This window comes from Nocardia sp. CDC160 (assembly GCF_035818795.1).
Classification (GTDB): domain Bacteria; phylum Actinomycetota; class Actinomycetes; order Mycobacteriales; family Mycobacteriaceae; genus Nocardia.
This window is the reverse complement of the sequence record NZ_JAYKYT010000004.1, coordinates 525,815-543,835: the sequence shown is the minus strand read 5'-3', so window position 1 is coordinate 543,835 and position 18,021 is coordinate 525,815. Positions and strand designations below refer to the sequence as shown.

The 18,021-nt window shown below is 67.3% G+C and carries 18 protein-coding genes; 8 read left to right on the top strand and 10 right to left on the bottom strand.

The features are described 5' to 3' along the window. The first annotated feature begins 45 nt into the window (after positions 1-45). On the top strand, positions 46-510 hold the full coding sequence (locus VMT40_RS24015) for a hypothetical protein (RefSeq protein WP_326360939.1): 465 nt from the start codon (positions 46-48) through the stop codon (positions 508-510). Beyond that, on the top strand, positions 507-821 hold the full coding sequence (locus VMT40_RS24010; protein ID WP_326360938.1) for a winged helix-turn-helix domain-containing protein: 315 nt from the start codon (positions 507-509) through the stop codon (positions 819-821). The genes VMT40_RS24015 and VMT40_RS24010 overlap by 4 nt, the downstream gene beginning before the upstream one ends. A gap of 3 nt (positions 822-824) precedes the next feature. Here the strand turns inward: VMT40_RS24010 and VMT40_RS24005 are convergent, their stop codons facing one another. After that, on the bottom strand, positions 825-1,271 hold the full coding sequence (locus VMT40_RS24005; protein WP_326360937.1) for a hypothetical protein: 447 nt from the start codon (positions 1,269-1,271) through the stop codon (positions 825-827). Between the two features lie 516 nt (positions 1,272-1,787). On the opposite strand from VMT40_RS24005, the gene VMT40_RS24000 reads away from it, so the two are divergent. From VMT40_RS24000 to VMT40_RS23990, 3 genes are all read left to right on the top strand, one after another. Beyond that, positions 1,788-2,195: a hypothetical protein gene (locus tag VMT40_RS24000; RefSeq protein ID WP_326311098.1), complete on the top strand. Its 408-nt coding sequence runs from the start codon at positions 1,788-1,790 to the stop codon at positions 2,193-2,195. A gap of 87 nt (positions 2,196-2,282) precedes the next feature. Then, positions 2,283-2,909, top strand: a complete 627-nt coding sequence (locus tag VMT40_RS23995) for a TetR/AcrR family transcriptional regulator (RefSeq protein WP_326360936.1) — start codon at positions 2,283-2,285, stop codon at positions 2,907-2,909. A 391-nt stretch (positions 2,910-3,300) separates the two neighbouring features. After that, complete coding sequence (locus tag VMT40_RS23990; protein ID WP_326360935.1) at positions 3,301-3,738, top strand: hypothetical protein; 438 nt, start codon at positions 3,301-3,303, stop codon at positions 3,736-3,738. Here the strand turns inward: VMT40_RS23990 and VMT40_RS23985 are convergent. From VMT40_RS23985 to VMT40_RS23960, 6 genes are all read right to left on the bottom strand, one after another. After that, positions 3,735-4,781 carry a methyltransferase gene (locus VMT40_RS23985; protein WP_326360934.1) on the bottom strand — a complete coding sequence of 349 codons (1,047 nt, stop codon included), beginning with the start codon at positions 4,779-4,781 and terminating at the stop codon, positions 3,735-3,737. The two genes, VMT40_RS23990 and VMT40_RS23985, sit on opposite strands and share 4 nt — an antisense overlap. Before the next feature lie 76 nt (positions 4,782-4,857). Then, positions 4,858-6,183 (bottom strand): pyridoxal-phosphate dependent enzyme, encoded by a 1,326-nt coding sequence (locus VMT40_RS23980; protein ID WP_326360933.1) that lies wholly within the window; start codon positions 6,181-6,183, stop codon positions 4,858-4,860. Beyond that, on the bottom strand, positions 6,183-7,613 hold the full coding sequence (locus VMT40_RS23975; protein ID WP_326360932.1) for an alanine racemase: 1,431 nt from the start codon (positions 7,611-7,613) through the stop codon (positions 6,183-6,185). The genes VMT40_RS23980 and VMT40_RS23975 overlap by 1 nt, the downstream gene beginning before the upstream one ends. Continuing rightward, the gene (locus VMT40_RS23970) at positions 7,610-8,869 is read right to left on the bottom strand and encodes a heavy-metal-associated domain-containing protein (protein ID WP_326360931.1); all 1,260 of its coding nucleotides are present in this window, start codon (positions 8,867-8,869) and stop codon (positions 7,610-7,612) included. Before VMT40_RS23970 ends, VMT40_RS23975 begins: the two co-directional genes overlap by 4 nt. Continuing rightward, positions 8,866-10,197: an aminotransferase class V-fold PLP-dependent enzyme gene (locus VMT40_RS23965; RefSeq protein WP_326360930.1), complete on the bottom strand. Its 1,332-nt coding sequence runs from the start codon at positions 10,195-10,197 to the stop codon at positions 8,866-8,868. The genes VMT40_RS23970 and VMT40_RS23965 overlap by 4 nt, the downstream gene beginning before the upstream one ends. A 339-nt stretch (positions 10,198-10,536) precedes the next feature. Further along, a complete protein-coding gene (locus VMT40_RS23960) occupies positions 10,537-11,076 on the bottom strand; it encodes a DUF2599 domain-containing protein (protein ID WP_326360929.1) in 540 nt (179 codons plus the stop codon). A gap of 228 nt (positions 11,077-11,304) precedes the next feature. On the opposite strand from VMT40_RS23960, the gene VMT40_RS23955 reads away from it, so the two are divergent. Continuing rightward, entirely contained in the window at positions 11,305-11,778 is a 474-nt protein-coding gene (locus VMT40_RS23955) for a hypothetical protein (protein WP_326360928.1), read from the top strand. 244 nt (positions 11,779-12,022) lie between these two features. Here the strand turns inward: VMT40_RS23955 and VMT40_RS23950 are convergent, their stop codons facing one another. Next, entirely contained in the window at positions 12,023-13,753 is a 1,731-nt protein-coding gene (locus tag VMT40_RS23950) for a GMC family oxidoreductase (RefSeq protein WP_326360927.1), read from the bottom strand. Positions 13,754-13,854: 101 nt separating this feature from the next. On the opposite strand from VMT40_RS23950, the gene VMT40_RS23945 reads away from it, so the two are divergent. Further along, entirely contained in the window at positions 13,855-14,532 is a 678-nt protein-coding gene (locus VMT40_RS23945) for a MerR family transcriptional regulator (protein ID WP_326360926.1), read from the top strand. A gap of 65 nt (positions 14,533-14,597) precedes the next feature. On the opposite strand, the gene VMT40_RS23940 is transcribed toward VMT40_RS23945, so the two are convergent. Continuing rightward, positions 14,598-15,947 carry a family 1 glycosylhydrolase gene (locus VMT40_RS23940; protein WP_326360925.1) on the bottom strand — a complete coding sequence of 450 codons (1,350 nt, stop codon included), beginning with the start codon at positions 15,945-15,947 and terminating at the stop codon, positions 14,598-14,600. Positions 15,948-16,261: 314 nt separating this feature from the next. Between VMT40_RS23940 and VMT40_RS23935 the strand changes: the two genes are divergently transcribed. After that, a complete protein-coding gene (locus VMT40_RS23935; protein WP_442790039.1) occupies positions 16,262-16,699 on the top strand; it encodes a group I truncated hemoglobin in 438 nt (145 codons plus the stop codon). On the opposite strand, the gene VMT40_RS23930 is transcribed toward VMT40_RS23935, so the two are convergent. Continuing rightward, on the bottom strand, positions 16,683-18,008 hold the full coding sequence (locus VMT40_RS23930; protein WP_326360923.1) for a family 1 glycosylhydrolase: 1,326 nt from the start codon (positions 18,006-18,008) through the stop codon (positions 16,683-16,685). The two genes, VMT40_RS23935 and VMT40_RS23930, sit on opposite strands and share 17 nt — an antisense overlap. Between the last annotated feature and the right edge of the window lie 13 nt (positions 18,009-18,021).

Genomic DNA, 18,021 nt, shown 5'->3' with positions numbered 1-18,021 from the left:
AAAGTGGACTCTTACTTTCCAAGTAGGAAAGTCAAGGGAGGAATGATGGACGGCATCGCTCCGGACCAGGCTCGCGCCGCACTCGAGGCAGCGCGACGCGCCCAACGGCAGGTCGCCGACGAGGTCGGCCTGCCCCGCTGGTACTGGTGGGGAATGGCTTGCGGCTGGGTCGTTTTGGGGGTGATCGGAGACTTCGGACCCGCGTGGCTGACCGCGGCGGCGACGCTGATCTTCGGCGCCGGACACTCGACGATCGCCTCACGACTGCTCGACGGCCGACGCCGCACCGATCAAGTGCAGGTCAGCGCCGCCGTCGCCGGGCGGCGCACGCCACTGGTGGTCATCGGCATGCTGCTGGGCCTGGTCGCACTGACCGTCGTGGCCGCGGTGGCGCTCGACGCCGACGGTGTCGCCCATCCCCGCACCTGGTCGGCGATCCTCATCGCCGCGGTCATCGGCTTCGGCGGCCCGGAGATCCTGCGGGTGCTGCGCGGGTGGGCACGCGCATGAGCGAGGCTCGCTTCGATGAGCTGATCCACCCCAGTACCCGACTGAGTCTGGTCGCGACCCTGGCCGCCGCGGACTGGGCGGAATTCGCCTTCCTCAAGGAACGACTGAACCTGTCCGACTCGGCCCTGTCCAAACAACTCGCGACCCTCGAGGAGGCCGGGTACGTGGCCACCGAGCGGCGGCTGGACGGCAGCCGACGCAAGGTGCGCGCCCGCCTGACCCCCACGGGCCGAACCGCTTTCGACGGCCACATCGCGGCCTTGCAGGAGATCGTGGCCGCCGCGACACCGGCGCAGCAGCCCGAACGCTAGCGCTCAGTTGCGCTCGGCCATGGCCTTGGCCGACCAGCGCACCGCGTAGCCGACCACGAAGCACGGTAGCGACAGCAGCACGAAAACGGCGAGGGCGACGACGAATCCGCTGGCGACGCCGAGGATCCAGGAGGCCAGGGCCGGGTCGCAGCCCGCGCTCAGACCGGGGACCGAGGTGCAGTCGTGGAAGCTGCGGGGGCCGGAATAGCGGCCCCACAGTGCGATTCCCGCCCACACCAGCAGGGCGACGACGGTGTTGAACAGGTAGCCGCAGCGCACCAATTTGCGCACGAAGATCAATGCGCCGAGTTGGTCGGAGTAGAGGCCGTCGGCGACCTCCTCGCTGACGCCCAGATGCCGTCCCCACAGCGAGGGTTCGGGAACGTCGTGGGTGGCCGGGGAATTGGCGTACTGGCTTTTGGCCATGGTGCTCGCGGTGCCTTCGTGCATTGACTGAAACGATCGACCGTGATCATTCCAGCGCCGCCGGTTTCGCGAAGACTTTGCGGACGAATCGGCCCACATGCGCCGCCGGGCCGGGCGGGCGGCGTCGCCGAGCCGGGGATCGGATCCGACTCGGCGACGCCGGGTTTCGCCACACCCGCAACGGTGCGGGACGCGGGTGCGAGCCTCGGGGAAGCGGGCTCGCGGGGTGTCCACCGACCGGGGCGTCTGCGCAATTGCGCCCCTCACGGATTCGGACAATCGGTACGGTAGCGAGGCGTTAGCTGTTTCGCGACTCGAGCGCGGAAATTAGGGGATCCATAGGGGCTGGGGAGTTTTCGCTTCAACCAGCGAAAGCCTCACGGTTGCCAGTGATCATCAGAGGTGCCGTCGCCGTGACGACGTGCGGGCCGAGTAGTCCGATCCGCGCGTGTCGCGGACCCTGAACGCAGACACTGCCTATATGCGCCAATGGCGTCGCAGGTCCCTCATTCATCTGTTCATCTGGGGAGATGATCGACGATGATCCGGTCACGGAAGTCGGCCCTCACCGCATTCACCACCTTCGCCGCCATCCCGGCGGCCCTCGTCCTCGCCGCGCCCGACGCGTCCGCCTACGTCAGTAGCGTGAATGTGTCCAGCGGGTCGAGTATCAGCCTCGGCGGCGGCAATTACGGCACCAACTGCTCCTACACGGTCACCGTGAACGGCAGTCCCAACGAATATGTCTGGCTCTACGACAGCGGCGCGGGCAGTTTCAACCCGCAGCAGTTCAGCCTCGGCAGCGGCGGCACCGCCACCTCGAGCTGGACGCCGACCTCGACCGGTCAGCACTTCGTGCAGGCCTGGTCCTACAACGGCTCGCAGTGGACCTGGGTCACGGTCGGGCAGGGCATCAATCTGGGCAGTGCCTGCGTGGTCACGAGCTGAGTCACGCCGTCGGCGAACCCGCCGATACCGATCGGTCCGGTGCCGGGTGTGCGTACCCGCCCGGCACCGGGCATTACTCTTGACCCGGTGCAGACCGAGCAACCGTCCCCCGACGCCGAACCCCGCATCTGGGGTGGCACGACCCTCACCGAACGCCGTGAGGCGCGCCGCGCCGCGCTGCTCGAGGCCGCACTGGACCTGATCGGCGAATCCGGGGCGGGCGCGGTCACCATGCGCGCGGTGTGCCGGCGCGCCAATCTGACCGACCGCTACTTCTACGAATCCTTCGCCAGCCGAGACGAACTGCTCGACGTGCTCTACCGCCAGATCGCCGACGAATTCCTCGAGCCCATGACCGCCTTCGCCGTCGCCGACGACCCCGACCGCGATCGCGCGCTCTCGGAAGTGCTGGTGGACAAGGTGCTCCAGGATCCGCGCAAGTCCCGGCTGTTCCTGGTGGAACCGTATTCGTCGACCGGGCTGGGGCAGACCACCATCGCGGTCATGCCCGCCTTCACGCGTCTGATCCAGGACCACCTGTTCGTCCACATCGACGACCCGGTGCGGCGGCGGCTGGCGGCGGTGACCATGGCCTCGGGCAACGCGGGCATGTTCTCGGCCTGGCTGAATGGCACCCTGCGCGCGACGCGTGAGCAGATCGTCGATCACCTGGTGCAGACGATCGACGCCTACCGCGGGATGTATCGCGGCTGAGCGCGTCGAAGCTGTCCCCTGGAATTGCCGTGATTGAGGCTGGCCTCGGTCTCGATGTACTGGCCGTCGTCGTCCTCGCAATCGTCTTCCATGCTCTGGTTGAACTGCACCGCGCTCGCCGAGACTACTCGGGGGCGAGGGCCGGATGCGCCCTGGGCGGCTCGCACCGGCTGTGTCCGTTGATATTTCGATGAGCCGACTCCCAACCTTGCAGATTCCAGAACGTCTGATGGGACGGCGGAGCAGAATCATTCGTGCGGGCTGGCTGAGGATGGCATGTGTTGGCGAACAATCGGTCAGCCCCTCGGATCTCCCAGCTGCACCAGAAGGTGATCGACGAGTCCCAGAAGTGGGATTCTCGGTCGGCTCGGCTACCAGAAGGACGCCATCTATGAAGCGCAGCCTTACTCTCACCGCCGCCTCCGTGATCAGCATCGTCGCCGGAGTGCTGTGGACTGCACCCGCTCAGGCAGGGGCTGTCGACGGCAGTCTCCAAAACCTTTCCGCCATCAGCAATTCCGAGCTCCTGGGTGCTGTGATCAACTCGAGCATGACGGACAATGCCAGCAACGACGAGAACGTCAGGGTCACCGGAACGGTGACCGGTTTGGGAATCGACGTCGGCGAGGGGTCGGAGCAAATCACCCTTCACCCCGGTGCGCAGCAGGTGGCAGACCCGATCACGACGAATGTCGGCACTGTCAGCAACGGCGAAAATGTCGTGGTGACCGTGAACGTTGTCGACGTCAATACCGGGGTTTCACTGCTTGCTCTGACCAAAACCATGACCTGCCATCTGGACTCCTCCGGCAACGGCTCCTGCAGCTAGTCACCGTCTGTTGGGTTCCGGTGCGGTGCCCGCTCGGGACCGGTTGGGTTGGGGGTGATTTCGAGCAGGGTGCGATGGTCGGCAATCTCCGAGACGGACTTCAGGTGCAGGTCGTGCGCACTGATGAGGGTGATGAATTCGGCGAGGGTGCGGTTGCGGCCGCCGAAGAACACGAGCATGGACAGGTCGATCGCGGTGTGGGAGTCGTGGTCGTGGATGGCTTCGATGATGAGGATGGTTCCGGTGGGGCCCGCGGCTTCGGCGCAGCGGGAGAGGATTTCGTGGGCGTGGGCGTCGTCCCAGTCGTGCAGGATGTCGCTCAGCAGGTAGGCGTCGGCCCCGCCGGGCAGGGGATCGAAGAAGCTGCCCGCCACGACGCTCGCGCGGTCGCTCAGACCTGCCGCGGCGAACTCCTCGACGGCGTGGGCCGCGGTGGCCGGTAGGTCCACGAGTTGTCCGCGCACCGTCGGGTGCGTGCGCAGAATGGCGCTCAGCACCGTGCCCTGCCCGCCGCCGACGTCGACGATGGTGGCGAAGCGGCTCCAGTCGTAGCGCTGGGCGATCTGCGGGGCGATGGTCTGGAATCGGCGAGTCATCTTGGCGTCGAACGATTTCCGCAGTGCGGGTGTGTCGGCGAGGTCGGACCAGAAGTCGCGGCCGTAGTGGCGTGGATAGGCCGCATGGCCGGTGCGGACCGCGTATTCGAGTTCCACGTAGGCCAGCTCGGCGCGGCCGACCGCGGAGTCGATGTCGAGTTCGAGGAGCAGTTCGTTGTCCGCGTCCGAGCGCAGTTGTCGGCCCAGCTCGGTGAGGAAGTAGGTGTCCTCGGTGCGGCTGAGCACCTCGAGGGTCACCAGGTGGGCGAGTAGCCGGGTCAGCGCCGGTGGTGAGGTGTCGGTGAGCTTGGCCAATTCTCCGGCGGTGGACCCACTGTCGTCGATGTGGTCGGCCAGTCGCAGTGTGGCCGCGACCCGCAGGGCCATCGGGGTGGCCAGCCAGGCCATGTCCCGCAATGTTTGAACCAACGCCTGGTCAGCTCCCATTGGCCTCACTTTAGCGACCACACCAACCGGCTTCCCGAACGCCGCCCCCAACCCTGCGAATGCACACCGGGCGGGGTCACTCGGGCCGCGGTGTCGACTCCATGGGTTTGCCCGCATCACGCCAGGCGGTGATGCCGCCGGAGAGGCTGTAGGCGTCGTATCCGGCGCGGCGGGATAGGGCGGCGAAGCGGCGGGAGAGGTCGCCGACGGGGCAGATGAAAACCAGTGGGCGGGAACGGGAGAAAGGGATGCCCTGGGTGAGCATGTCGTCGAGTTGGTCGTCGCGGATGTTGAGGGAGCCGGGGATGTGGGCGATGCGGTAGGCCATCGCGCCTCGGGTGTCGACCAGGGTGGGGCGGGCGGTGCGGTCGAGGGATTCGAGGTCGTCGGGGGACAGCGACGGGGTCGCCGACAGTTCCGCGGTGTTGGGGGCGGGGGCGCGGCCGGGTTTGCCGAATAGTTCGGGGCGGCGTTTGCGGATGTAGGACAGGTACGGTTCGAGGCGGTCGCAGACGATGAAGACCGCGGTGATCGGATCCGGCTGGGGCTCCAGGGTTTTCAGGAAATCCACGGCGGCCGCGTAGGTCGCGCCGCTGGTGGGTCCGGCCAGTACGCCGTGGGCGGTGGCCAACGACACCGTGGCATCGACCGCGCGCACGGCCTCGATCGCCACGATGCGGTCGTAGAACTCGGGCTGGAACAGGCCCACATCCCACATCTCGGTTTCCGAGCGGATGCCGGGGATGAAATCGCTGCGCTCGGAGACCACGGCGATGGTCTTCAACTCCGGATTGTGTTTGCGCAGAAAGGTGGCCGTGCCGCGGGTGGAACCGGTGGTGCCCAGCCCGCCGATCAGATAGTCGACGCGGGTGATGCCGTCGCGGGCCAGGTCCTCGTGGATTTCCCGGCCGGTGCCCTGATAGTGGGCCTCGATATTCTTCTCGCTGGTGTACTGCGAGGGGTGATACCAGGCCCCCGGCGTGCGGGCCATGGTGGACTCGATCACCGAGTACACGTCGTTCGGCGCGGTCGGGTCCGGACATTCCGAGAGCCCGGGTAGTTCCTCGATGTCGGTGCCCAACAGCTGCAACAGCTCTCGCACCTCGGCGACCTTGATGCGATTGGTGACCGCGCGCAACCCGATCCCGTGCATGGCCGCCAGAATCCGCAACGCCTTGGCGGTATTGCCGCTCGAGGCCTCGATCAGCGTCTTCTTGCCCGCCACGATGTCGTCGAGATCATCGCGGATCATGCCCCACGCCACCCGATCCTTGACCGAGCCGAACGGGTTGTAGAACTCGAGTTTGGCGTAGAGTTCCACGTGCGCGAGCCCGTGCACGGCCGGATCCAGCCGCAGCAGGGGAGTATTGCCGATCAGTTCGGTGATGTGGTCGTAGCGCATCAAGCCACCTCGTGCCGGTAGTCAACGTCGGGGCACACCGCGAACGTCCCGGATCGTTGCACCACAGCCAGTTTCGGCGGCATCGAATGCATCGATGCACGCGCTGCCGACAAATCCATGTGGTAGGCGGCGGTATTCGGGAACACCAGGTAGTCCCCAGATTGTGGACACCGCGGTAGCCACACCTTGTGATTGGCGATCAGATCCCGCTCCAGACACAGCCGCCCGGCCAGAAACACACCCGTGACACCGGAATTCGCGGCCGCATTCGCACGCGCGGGCACCAGGATCGGATCCACCATCACCTCCTGATCGGCCGGGGTGACGGTGTCGCGGCTCAAATCCAAGTTCACCAGGGTGCTGCCGTCGGCGGTCTCCTTCACGAATTCCACCCGCGCCACGGTGATTCCGGCATGATCGACCAACGCCTTGCCGGGCTCGAGCCAGACCTCCAGGAGGTTCTCCGCGGCGATCTGGGCGATCGTCCGCCCCGCGTGCGTCTCCAGTTCAGTGTCGAGAAGATCACTGAGCATCCTTTCGGCATCCACAGTGTTAGCGTATTTGTGAAAAACCGGTGTCCCGTGGACCGCGCCATCCTCGAGGTGGAAGCCGAAAGTGTTTCCCGCCCAGGTCATCTGCTCTCCGCGACCCAGGAGCGACTCACGCAGCGCGTGCACGTATGCATCGAATGCCTGTGCGTCAGCGGTGAATACCTGCCGGAAACCACCCCCGATATTGAGCACCGAAGGGGTCAAACCAGACGCGTACGCACGCTCGGTCAACACCAGGCAACTCTCCACCGCCCGTACCCGCTCGGCGGGTTCACCCGAATCGAGGTGAAAAGCGAACCCGCGGAACTCGATCCGCTCCCGCTCGGCCGCCAGCACCTTGATGACGGCGTCGACCCGATGCAACGGCACTCCAAACCGACTGACCGGTGTGCCCGCGAATCCGCTGACCCGCACCAGCACCGGCACCCGCGTCCCCGGCCGCGCCAGCGCGGCAATGCGTTCGAGCTCCCACAGGTTATCCACATTGATCACCACCCCGGCCCCCACCAATTCCCGCACGAACCCCTCACCCTTGGGCCCGGTCACCTCGATCCGCTCCGGACCGAATCCGGCCGCCAACGCACCGTCCAGTTCGGCCGCCGAGGCGACATCGATCCCCACCCCCGCCGCCTGCGCGGTCACCACGAACGCCCGCGATTGATTCACCTTGTGCGCATAGCAGATCCGATACCCGGGCACCCGCGCGGCCAACCGCGCCCGCAGCCGCTCCAGGTTCTCGGCGAACACCTGCGGAAACACCAGATGCGCCGGTGTCCCGAATCCGGCCACGGTTTCCTCGACCAGCCCCGGCGTCGACACGAACGCCCGCACCAGCGCATGCATCTTCGCCGGGAGTCCCGGCGGCGCGGCAGCGGTCATACCGCGGTTTCGGCCGCGGGCGCGGGCGTGATCAGGGTCGGGTTGTAGCCGCTGTCGCGCAGCGCCTCGAAGGCGCGATGGCGGTTGCGGGGGCTGCGGAACTCGGCGATCACCCTTTTGCTGATCAGATCGATGTCCTGGACCCCGATGCTCATCGACTCGAGCACACCGGTGACGGTCTTGATGCAGTGCTTGCACGTCATGTCGGGGACATAGAAGACGCGGTCCTCGGCGGCCAGTTCCCCGGTCTCCGAACCGGTTTCGGCGGGCACCTCGGCGACTCTGATCCGGTCGACGATTCTGGTGAACACGTCGGTGAACTTGTCGATGACCACCGGCAGAATGCTGTAATGCTCCCCGTCGAGCTGATGCGGCATGGCCGCCAGGCACGCCGGGCGCGTTCCCGGCGGCAGCAGCGCGTACTGGCGCGAGATCAAATCCAGCTCATCGTGATACTTCGCGATCGCCTCGGCCACACTCAACCCCTCCACGTGGGTGGCGCGGCGCATGACCCGATGCGCGTCCTCGATGGTCATGTCCTTCATCGCCCGCAGCGTGGCCACGGTCTCGGCCGAATACCGCACCGTCCCATCGGGTTGGGTGGCCAGGGTGACCGCGATCATGCCGCGCCGGTAACTCGAGGCTTGCAGTTCCCAATACCAGCGGGTCGCCACCGCCGCGTAGATCCCCGAATCGCGCATGCCGATCGCGAATTCGGCCGGGCTGCGATACGGGGTCCAGCGTGCCAGCAGCGCGTGTTGGGCCAGCGCCCGGCCCGCCGCCTCGATGCCGACCCGGAAGATCTCGAACGGTTCGTGGTCGGTGGTGGTGCCCTCGAGCACCGCCTCCTCGCGCGGGCTCAACTCCGACATGCGTTGGGCCAGCGCGGTATCGGCCTGCAGCGCGTGCCACAGCGTCAGCACGGTCTCGCGCATGGCGATGGGCACGATCGGACCCAGGCCGCCGGAGTGGAAGTGTCCGGTATTGGGGATGCCGTCGCTGTCGGTCCAGGCGATGCGGTGCGTGGCGCTGACCACCTGATCGGCGCGGCACGGGCGCATGAACCGCTCGAGATACAGCCGCTGCGACAAGGTCAGATGTGAGCCGGGTTCGGGTTGCAGTGCCGCGCAGGTGTATTCGATGCGTCGCGGTGGGGGCAGCACCGGCGGCGCGCCCAGTCCGGGGCGGGCCAGCGCGGCCAGCACCCGGGAGGCGGCGCGCCGGTCGTAGCGGGGTTCGGGGCCGGTGGTAGTCAAGAGACCTCCTCGGCAATCGTGGCGACGCACTCGGTGAATCGGTCGATCTCGTCGAAGGTGTTGTAGACGTGGGTCGAAACCCGCACCGAGTCCTCGTCCATCGGCACATCATCGGCGGGGACGCAGTGCGCGCCGGTGCGCACCAGGAACCCCAATTCGCTGAGCACGAAGCCCAGGTCGGTGGCGCTGATCCCGTCCAGGGTGAACGACAGGATCCCGTAGCCGGTCTCGCACGGCGCGTAGGCCGGACCGGGCAGGAACTCCACTCCCGGGATGGCGCGCAGGGAGGTGATCAGCCGTTGGGTCAGCGCGCGATTGTGGTCGGCGATGGTGCCCAGACCCACCTCGGTGAGTACCTCGAGGGCCGCGCCCAGGGCCAGGATGCCCGGGATATTGTGGGTGCCGCCCTCGAGTAGCTGCGGCATCGACCCGGCCAGCAGGCCCGAATCGGTCAGTGACACCGCTGAATTACCGCCCGGCAGAAACGGTGTCAGTTCACTGTGGCGTCGGCGGCGGCAGTACAGCACCCCGGTGCCGGGCGCGCCGAACATCTTGTGCGCGGAGAATACCGCGAAATCGGCGTCGAGCTCGTCGACGCGCACCGGCAGATGCCCGCCGGACTGGCTGCAGTCGAAACACAGCGCGATGTCCGGATCGATGCGCCCGCGCAGCTCTTCGAGGGTGGTCAGGGTGCCGAACACGTGATGCAGATGTCCGACGGTGATCAGCCGGGTGCGCGGGGTGATGCGCGCGGCCACATCCTCGATATCGGCCTCGCCGAGCTGAGTGAGCCGATAGGGGACCAGCGTGATCCTGCGCCCGAACCCTTCGAGCAGTCGCCGCAGGTGATGCCAGGGGTAGACGTTGGAGGCGTGATCGCGTGGGCTGTAGAGGATTTCGTCGCCGTCGCGCAGATTCGTCAGCGCCCACGACAATGCCACCGCGTTCATTCCGGCGGTGGATCCGCCGGTGAACACCACCTCGTCCGGTGCGGCCCCGATGAATGCGGCCATCGCCTCGCGCACCTCCTCGATGCGCCGGGTCAGGCTCGACGCCCACGGGTAGGTGCCCCGCCCGGCATTGGCGGTGCGCTCACTGTGGTAGAGGTGCACCGCGCGAATCACCGGCACCGGCTTCTGCGTGGTGGACGCCGAATCCAAATAGATATCGGACGTTTCGCCCAAGGCGGGAAAGAGTCGGCGCACCGGCGGACGCGCCGGTTCCCGGGCGGCGGGCCGCGGCGTGGGTGTAGAGGTCGCGGGTGCGGAGGCGCGCACCGTGCCCTCCTCCCAGGAGTTCGCGCTGGACCCTCCCCAACGCTGAGTCATTTCAACGATACGCAGGTTTACCGGCCCGCTCGAAGCTTCTCGCGGGCAAGACCTTTCGTCGGTACGCCTTCGTTACCCCATCGAACAATCACCCGTGCCGCGGCACCCCCATGCCGCGACTCCCCACCCGAACAAGTCGGCGCGGCGAGCCAATGCCCCAGCGCAGCACCCGGAACGCCTCGACGCGGTGCTTGGTCTGCCGCTGGGACCTCGGGCATCGACGCCACCATCTCGGCAACCCGGTGACTCAACGCGGGCGCTGGATCAGCACCCCGCAGTCCCCGCGTTGTTGGCACTGGGCTGGCCGCTGGGCGGTTCGCCCGAATGTCCCGGTGCGGGTCAGCGTTCGGGGCCGCCCGGGTTGCACAGGGCGGCGACGGTTGCGTCGTAGCCGACGGCGGGGCGCCAGGGTTCGAGGTTCCAGCTGGGTTTGTCGGGGGCCACGACGCGGGCCCATTCCCAGTGGCAGCGGAACTGGTCGTACATGCCGGGGGTGTCGGCGTCGGGGGCGTCGGTGAGGACTTCCTGCCAGGCGCGGTCGAGGGCGGCGGGGAAGAGGTCCTTGCGTCCGGCCTGGGTGGGATACACGTGCAGGCGGCGGCCGTCGATCTCGTCGGTCCACTCGGTGTGATCGATGAGTGGCTGATCCGGGTAGGGATCCGCCGTCGGGAGCCCGGCCACGGCCGAGGCGGTCGGTGCGGGGGCGGGGATGGGTGCGGCCGACCCGGCGGGGGTGGGCGTGGTCTCGGTGGGGCGCGGGGCCAGGGTCAGCGAACTCACCACCACCGGCGCGGACTCCTCGGCCGCACCGCAACCGGTCAGTACCAGTGCCAGTGCGAGCGCGGGCGGGCCACCCGCGAGTATCCAGCGCCGCCGCATGGGCCATCGCCCCTTTCCATCCGATCCATCCGTCCGGATCCGACGCTACCAGCGGCGATCATCCGTGCACCGAACCCGCAGGCTACAAGGAACTTCCGCGTTCCGGGTTTGCTCACGCTGGTCAATTGGCCCAGACAGCACCTACGATGGCACGCGCAGGGCGGTTGGTGAAAGAGGTGACCGTCCGGCACCCTTGGTACCGGATGATTGCTGACTGGTAGGGGCTCGATGAACGCCGCGACTGTGAAACTGCTTGTGTGGGAGTGCGATAACACCCTGTGGGACGGGGTGGTCTGCGACTCCACCGCCGGAGCGCTGCGTGCCGAGGCCGCGCGCTCGCTGCGCATCCTCAGCGAACGCGGTGTCATGCACGCCGTGGCCTCCCGCGGCGAATGGGCCTGGACGGTAGAACAATTGCGCCGCCACGGCGTGGCCGAACGTTTCGCCGCCGCCGAAGTCGGCTGGGGCCGCAAGTCCGCCGCCATTGCCCGCATCGCCGAAACCCTCGGCGTGGATTTGGACCAGGTCGGCTACATCGACGCCGAACCCCTCGAGCGCAGCGAGGTCGCCCACGCCCTACCGCAGGTCCGCTGCTACGCCGCCCGCCACGTGGATGTCCTTGCCGCCCTCCAGGAATTCCGCGCCCCCGCCGGAGACGTCCCGCCCCCCACTTCCCCCATGGCCCATATCCACGCCCGCTGACCGACATCCACGTCGGCTGGCCCACGCGCCTCTTCGTGGCCGGTCGTCGAGGCGCAAGGTCCGCGACCCGGCCGAAGCGGAGGAGCCACATCGCCGCCGCCGTGCGAGAAGCTTCGCGGCCACATCGCCCGCACGCCATGCCAATTCGCACACTCGGCGACCACAACGCTCGGCGGCACCGAAAGGAGCAGGCCCGCCGGGCGATCGGCGGGCCTGCTCCGTGTGTTGTTCTCGGTGTCGCGGCTCAGGCGGGTGTGGATTCGGTGTCGCCGCCTCGGATTTCGACGATCGGCAGCACCAGCGCCGCGGGTGCGCTCGCGGGGACCATCGGGTGCACCGGTGCAACGGGTGCAATTCGGACATAGCCCTGGTCCTGGGGCGGGCGGGTGTCGAGCTCACCCTTGTTGGGCCACATGGCCGCTGCGCGTTCGGCCTGCGCGGTGATGGTCAGCGACGGGTTCACGCCCAGGTTCGCCGAGACCGCCGCTCCGTCGACCACGCTCAGCGTCGGGTAGCCGTAGACGCGGTGATACGGGTCGATGACACCGTGCTCGGCGTCCGCGCCGATCACCGCACCGCCGAGGAAGTGCGCGGTCAGCGGGATATTGAACACCTCGCCCCAGGAGCCGCCCGCGACACCGCCGATCTTGTCGGCCACCGCGCGGGTGACCTGGTTGCCGACCGGGATCCAGGTCGGATTCGGTTCGCCGTGGCCCTGTTTGGAGGTCAGCTTGCGCCCGAACAGGCCGCGCTTGGTGTAGGTGGTGATCGAATTGTCCAGATGCTGCATGACCAGCGAGATGATGGTGCGCTCGCTCCAGTTCTTCACCGACATGAACTGCACCAGGGTCAGCGGGTGCAGCAGCACCGTCCACAGGAATCGCAGCCAGCGCGGAATCTTGCCGCCGCCGTCGACCATGAGGGTCTGCAGCAGGCCCATCGCGTTGGACCCCTTGCCGTAGCGGACCGGTTCGATGTGGGTGTCGGGAGTCGGGTGAATCGAACTGGTGATGGCGACACCGCGAGTGAAGTCGATGTCCGGGTTCACCTTGCGGGTGGCCGCACCCACGATCGATTCGGAATTGGTGCGGGTCAGCACACCCAGGCGCGGCGACAGCTTCGGAAGAACGCCCTTGTCGCGCATGGCGAACAGCAGCTTCTGGGTGCCGCGGGTGCCCGCGGCGAGGATCACGTGCTTGGCGGTGTAGGTCTTGGGCTGCTTGCGCACCCACGCGCCGGTGCGCTCGGTCTCCACGTCCCAGGTGCCGTCGGGCAGTGGACGCAGGATGGTGACCGTGGTCATCGGGAACACTTGCGCGCCACCGGATTCGGCCAGATACAGGTAGTTCTTGACCAGGGTGTTCTTGGCATTGTGACGGCAGCCGGTCATGCACTCACCGCATTCGATGCAGCCGGTGCGCCGCGGCCCCGCGCCCCCGAAGTACGGGTCGGCCACGGTCCTGCCGGGTTCGCCGAAGAACACCCCGACCGGAGTCTGTACGAAGGTGTCGCCGACACCCATATCCTCGGCGACCTGCTTGAACACCTCGTCGGCCGGGGTCATGTGCGGGTTGGTGACCACACCCAGCATCTTGCGGGCCTGTGTGTAATACGGCATGAGTTCGTCGTGCCAGTCGGTGATGTCACGCCACTGCGCGTCCTGGAAGAACGGCGCGGGCGGGACATAGAGGGTATTGGCGTAGTTGAGCGACCCGCCGCCCACGCCCGCGCCCGCCAGAATCAACACATCGCGCAGCGGGTGGATGCGCTGAATTCCATAGCAGCCCAGCTTCGGTGCCCACAGGAACTTCTTCAGATCCCAGCTGGTGTCGGGCAGCTGATCGTCCTCGTAGCGCTGCCCGGCCTCGAGGACGCCGACCTTGTACCCCTTCTCGGTCAGGCGCAGCGCGCTCACACTGCCGCCGAATCCGGACCCGACGATGAGCACGTCGAAATCGGTGTCGCGTTGGGTCATGGAATCTCCCTATGTCGTCGTCGACAGTGTGGCGGCGGTTACGCTAACGCGGACAGTTACAACTGTCAACGTCGCTCGATCGCGCTATCTATGCTGTTCGCGTGGACCGATACAGCCGACTCCAACTCGCCGAACTCAGTGGTGTCGCCGCCCGCACCATCCGCTACTACCACTCGGTCGGCGTGCTGCCCAAGCCCGGTCGCGCGGGCAAGGAAGCCGTCTACGGTCCCGAACACCTCGACCGCCTGCGCGCCATTACCGCCATGCAGTCGCGCGGCCTACGCCTCGACGCCATCCGCGAGGTCTTCGCCGCGGAGGTTCCGGCGGACGGCGATTGGCGTGAGCTCTTCGATCCACGCTACAGCGGCGAACCCGAAACCGGCGCGCTGCTCGACGACGACGCCCTCACCGAACTGCTCGGCGACCGCCGCCCCGAAATCCTCGACGACCTGCTCGCCGCGGGCTACCTCGAATGCCGCGGCGACGCTTGGCATATCCCCGAACCCGCCATGCTCTCCGGCGCCCTGGTCCTCTACGACGTCGGCACCGACATCGCCCTCTCCGGCGTCCTGCGCAAACTCATCCGCACCCACATCGCCGCCCTCGCCGACGACATGGTCCGCACCATCCGCGACGCCGCGGGCGCCGAGTACTCCGGCGAGGGCGTCCGCCCCGACCTCGACCGCTTCCGCGACCGCTTCCGAGCCGCCGCCCACGAGGTAGGCGGCGCAACCCTGGTCGAAGAAATCGAACGCGCAGTCCGCCAACAGGACATCTGAGCGACGAGCATGCAAATCGGCAGGCAAACATCGAGAAGACGGCTGCTGAATTGCATGCTCGTGGGTCAGGGGGCCGGGGTGGGGATGGTGACGGGGGAGTCGCAGCTGGCGGGGGGATCGACGAGTTTGCAGTCGGAGGGGAAGCGGACCGGCTCGTAGGCGGAGGGGACGCCATTCGAGGTGATGATCTGGCGGTAGGTGCCGACGGCGTCGGTGGGTTTGCGGGTCAGGCTCGGGTCAGTCAGGACGTCGACGGTGTAGAGGCCGAAACGAGGGGTGTAGGAACCCCATTCGTAGTTGTCGGTCAGGCTCCAGTAGTTGTAGCCGACAATGTTCATGCCGTCGGCCTTCGCGCGTTGTAGCCAGTAGACGGTGTCGCGCAAATGGTCGGAGCGGGTGTAGCCGTCGGCGCGGGGCTTGCCGTTCTCGGTGGGCATGCCGTTCTCGACGACCCACAGCGGCTTGCCCGGGAACAGGCGCGAATAGTGTTGCAGCGCATAGTAGATGCCCTCGGGGCGGATCGGCAGGTCCCACATTCCGGTCGGGGGCGCGGCCGAGCCGTCGGGGAGATTGACCGTATTGCCGTGCGGTGGTTCGTAACCGAAGTAGTAGTCGACGCCGATGAAGTCGAGCTTGTCGCCGATACGGTCCATGAGTGGCCCGTTGACCTGCGATTCCGCCCCTGCCACATAGCCGACATTGCTGGTGACCAGCGCCTTGGGCTGCACCTTGTGGATGTAGTCGTAGATCTCGTTGTGCACCTGGGCGACCTTGTCGAGCATGTCGTCGGCCACGGTGTCGTTCTGGCGCACCTCGTGCATGATGTAGGCGACCGGCTCGTTCACGGTGACCCACACCGGATTTCGCGAGGTGTAGCGGTCGACGACCTTGCGGGCATTGGTCAGCCAGTCCGCCACCATGTCCGGATTGCGCCAGCCGCCGCGGTCGGCCTCCCAGCCGGGATAGACCCAATGGTCCAGGGTCAGCATGGGTTCCATGCCGTTCGCGACGATATCGTCGACGACCTGGTCGTAGAAGGCGAAGCCCTGCTCGTCCCACACCCCGGGTTCGGGTTGCAGCCGCGCCCATTCGATGCCGATGCGGAACACCTTTACCCCCAGACTCGCGGCCAGGGCGATGTCGTTCTGATAGCGGGAGCGGAAGTCGATGGAGTTGCGGTAGCGGTCCCAGTCGGAGTTGGCGTCGATGTAGTGCATCCAGTTGCTGTCGGGCGCGTGGCCCTCGGACTGGAATCCCGACGCGGCCACGCCCCACAGGAAGTCCGATCCCAGCCCGCCGCGCGCGGAGTTCGACGGGGGCGTCGCGGGGGTGGCGTGGGCGGCACCGGCGACCGGCAGCAGGGTCGCGGCGGTGGCGAGCCCGGTCAGCGCGAGGGCGTGCAGGCGTCTTCGCATCGGGGCTCCTCCTCCGGGACGAGTAGTCGGAATGTCCCGATTCGGAGCGTAGCTGTCGGTTAGCTGAATTCCGGGGCAGCGGCGGGCGTGTCGCGCTGTCCGGTTCGTCCGGACTCCCGCCGGTCGGGGCTCGCTTTTCCGGTCCGGAAAACCTGTGCGAAGCCGTTACCAGCGGCTTCGCGCGGTGGTGCGCGACAGACGATGTCGTCGCCCGCCACGCCGCGGCTACCTTTCGAGTCGTACCGGCCTGTGGCCCAAGCAGTTTCAGGAGGGGGAGCCACAGTCCGGTGCAACCAGCCAGGGAAGGAACACCAATGTCCAGCATCTACGACCGCATCGGCGGCACCGCCGCCCTCACCGCGGTGGTCGACGACTTCTACCGCCGCGTCTGCGCCGACCCCAACCTGGCGGGCTTCTTCGCCCGCGTCGACCTCGACCACCTCAAAAAGCGCCAGGTCGACTACTTCTCGACGATGCTCGGCGGACCCGCGGTCTACACCGGCCCGTCGCTGCGGCGGGTGCATCAGGGCCTGGGCATCACCCGCCGCCACTTCGACCGGGTGCTGCGGCATCTGACCGCGGCCCTCATCGTGGCCGAGGTACCCGATGAGATCGTCGATCAGATCGTCGAGGCCATGAGCCCGCTCGCCGACGATATCGTCGGACCGGGCTTACGCCGCAATGGAACGCGGCGCAGTGGATCACGAATCTGGGTGTGGACGAGCACCTTCGGGTCTAGTGCGGGACGGTGACCGGATCGACGCAGCTGTCGAGGGCGTCGACCAGCGAGCAGGTTGTCGGCGGCCGGGTGGGCACGTATCCGGCCCCGACACCGCCGTCGTGGGTGAGGGCGCGGTAGGCGGCCACGGCGTCGGTGGGGTGGCGGGTCAGGCTCGGATCGGTCAGGACGTTGACCGTGTAGAGGCCGAAACGCGGTGAGTAGGAACCCCATTCGTAGTTGTCGGTGAGGCTCCAGTAGTTGTAGCCGATGACGTTCATGCCGTCGGCCTTGGCGCGTTGCAGCCAGTAGACGGTGTCGCGTAGGTCGTCGGCGCGGGTGTAGCCGTCGGCGCGGGGCTGGCCGTTGTCGGTGGGCATGCCGTTCTCGACGATGTAGAGCGGCTTGCCGGGGAAGCGATCGGCGAAGTGGCGCAGCGTGTAATACAGGCCGTCGGCCTGCAGGGGCAGCTTCCACAGTTCCGAGGCGGCGAAGGCGCTGTACTGGGCGGCGACCTCGGGCGAGAGGCCGTAGTAGTAGTCGATGCCCACGTAATCGAGCTTGGCGGCGATCAGATCGAGCATGCCGCCGTTGACGAGCGGGTCCGCGGCGGGCACGTAGGCGACATTGCTGGTCACCATGGCATCGGGCTGGCGGGCGTGGATGTAGTCGTAGATGCTGTTGTGCGCCTGCGCCAGCCGCGACTGCATGGTGAGCACGTCGGCGGCGGGCAGCCCGCCATTGCGGACCTCGTTCATGATGTAGGCGAAGGGCTCGTTGATGGTGACCCACATAGGGTCGGCCGAGGCGTAGCGATCGACCACCGTGCGCATGGTGGTGAGCCAGTCTTCGACCATGCCCGGGCTGGCCCAGCCGCCGCGATCGGCCTCCCAACCCGGATACACCCAGTGATCCAGGGTGATCATCGGCCGCATCCCCGCCGCGACGATGGCCGCGATCACCTTGTCGTAGAAGGCGAATCCGTTCTCGTCCCACACTCCCGGTTGCGGCTGCACCCGCGCCCATTCGATGCCGAGGCGGTAGGTGTTCACGCCCAGATCCTTGGCCAGGGCGATGTCGGAGGCGTAGCGGTCGTAGAAGTCGACGCTGTCGCCGTAGCGGTCGTAATCCGGGTGGGTGGCGACGTACCGTGACCAATTGCTGTCGGGCGCATGGCCTTCGCTCTGGAAGCCGGAGGCGGCCACACCCCAGTGGAAGTCCGCGCCGAGGGCGGGCAGTTGCGCCGGGGCGGGTGTCGCGGTGGCCGGGGTCGCGCTCGCGAGCAGCGCGGTCGCGGCGGCGGCCAGGGCGGCGACGGCATGGCGGCGGGGGTACGCGCGCATGGGGCTCCTCATC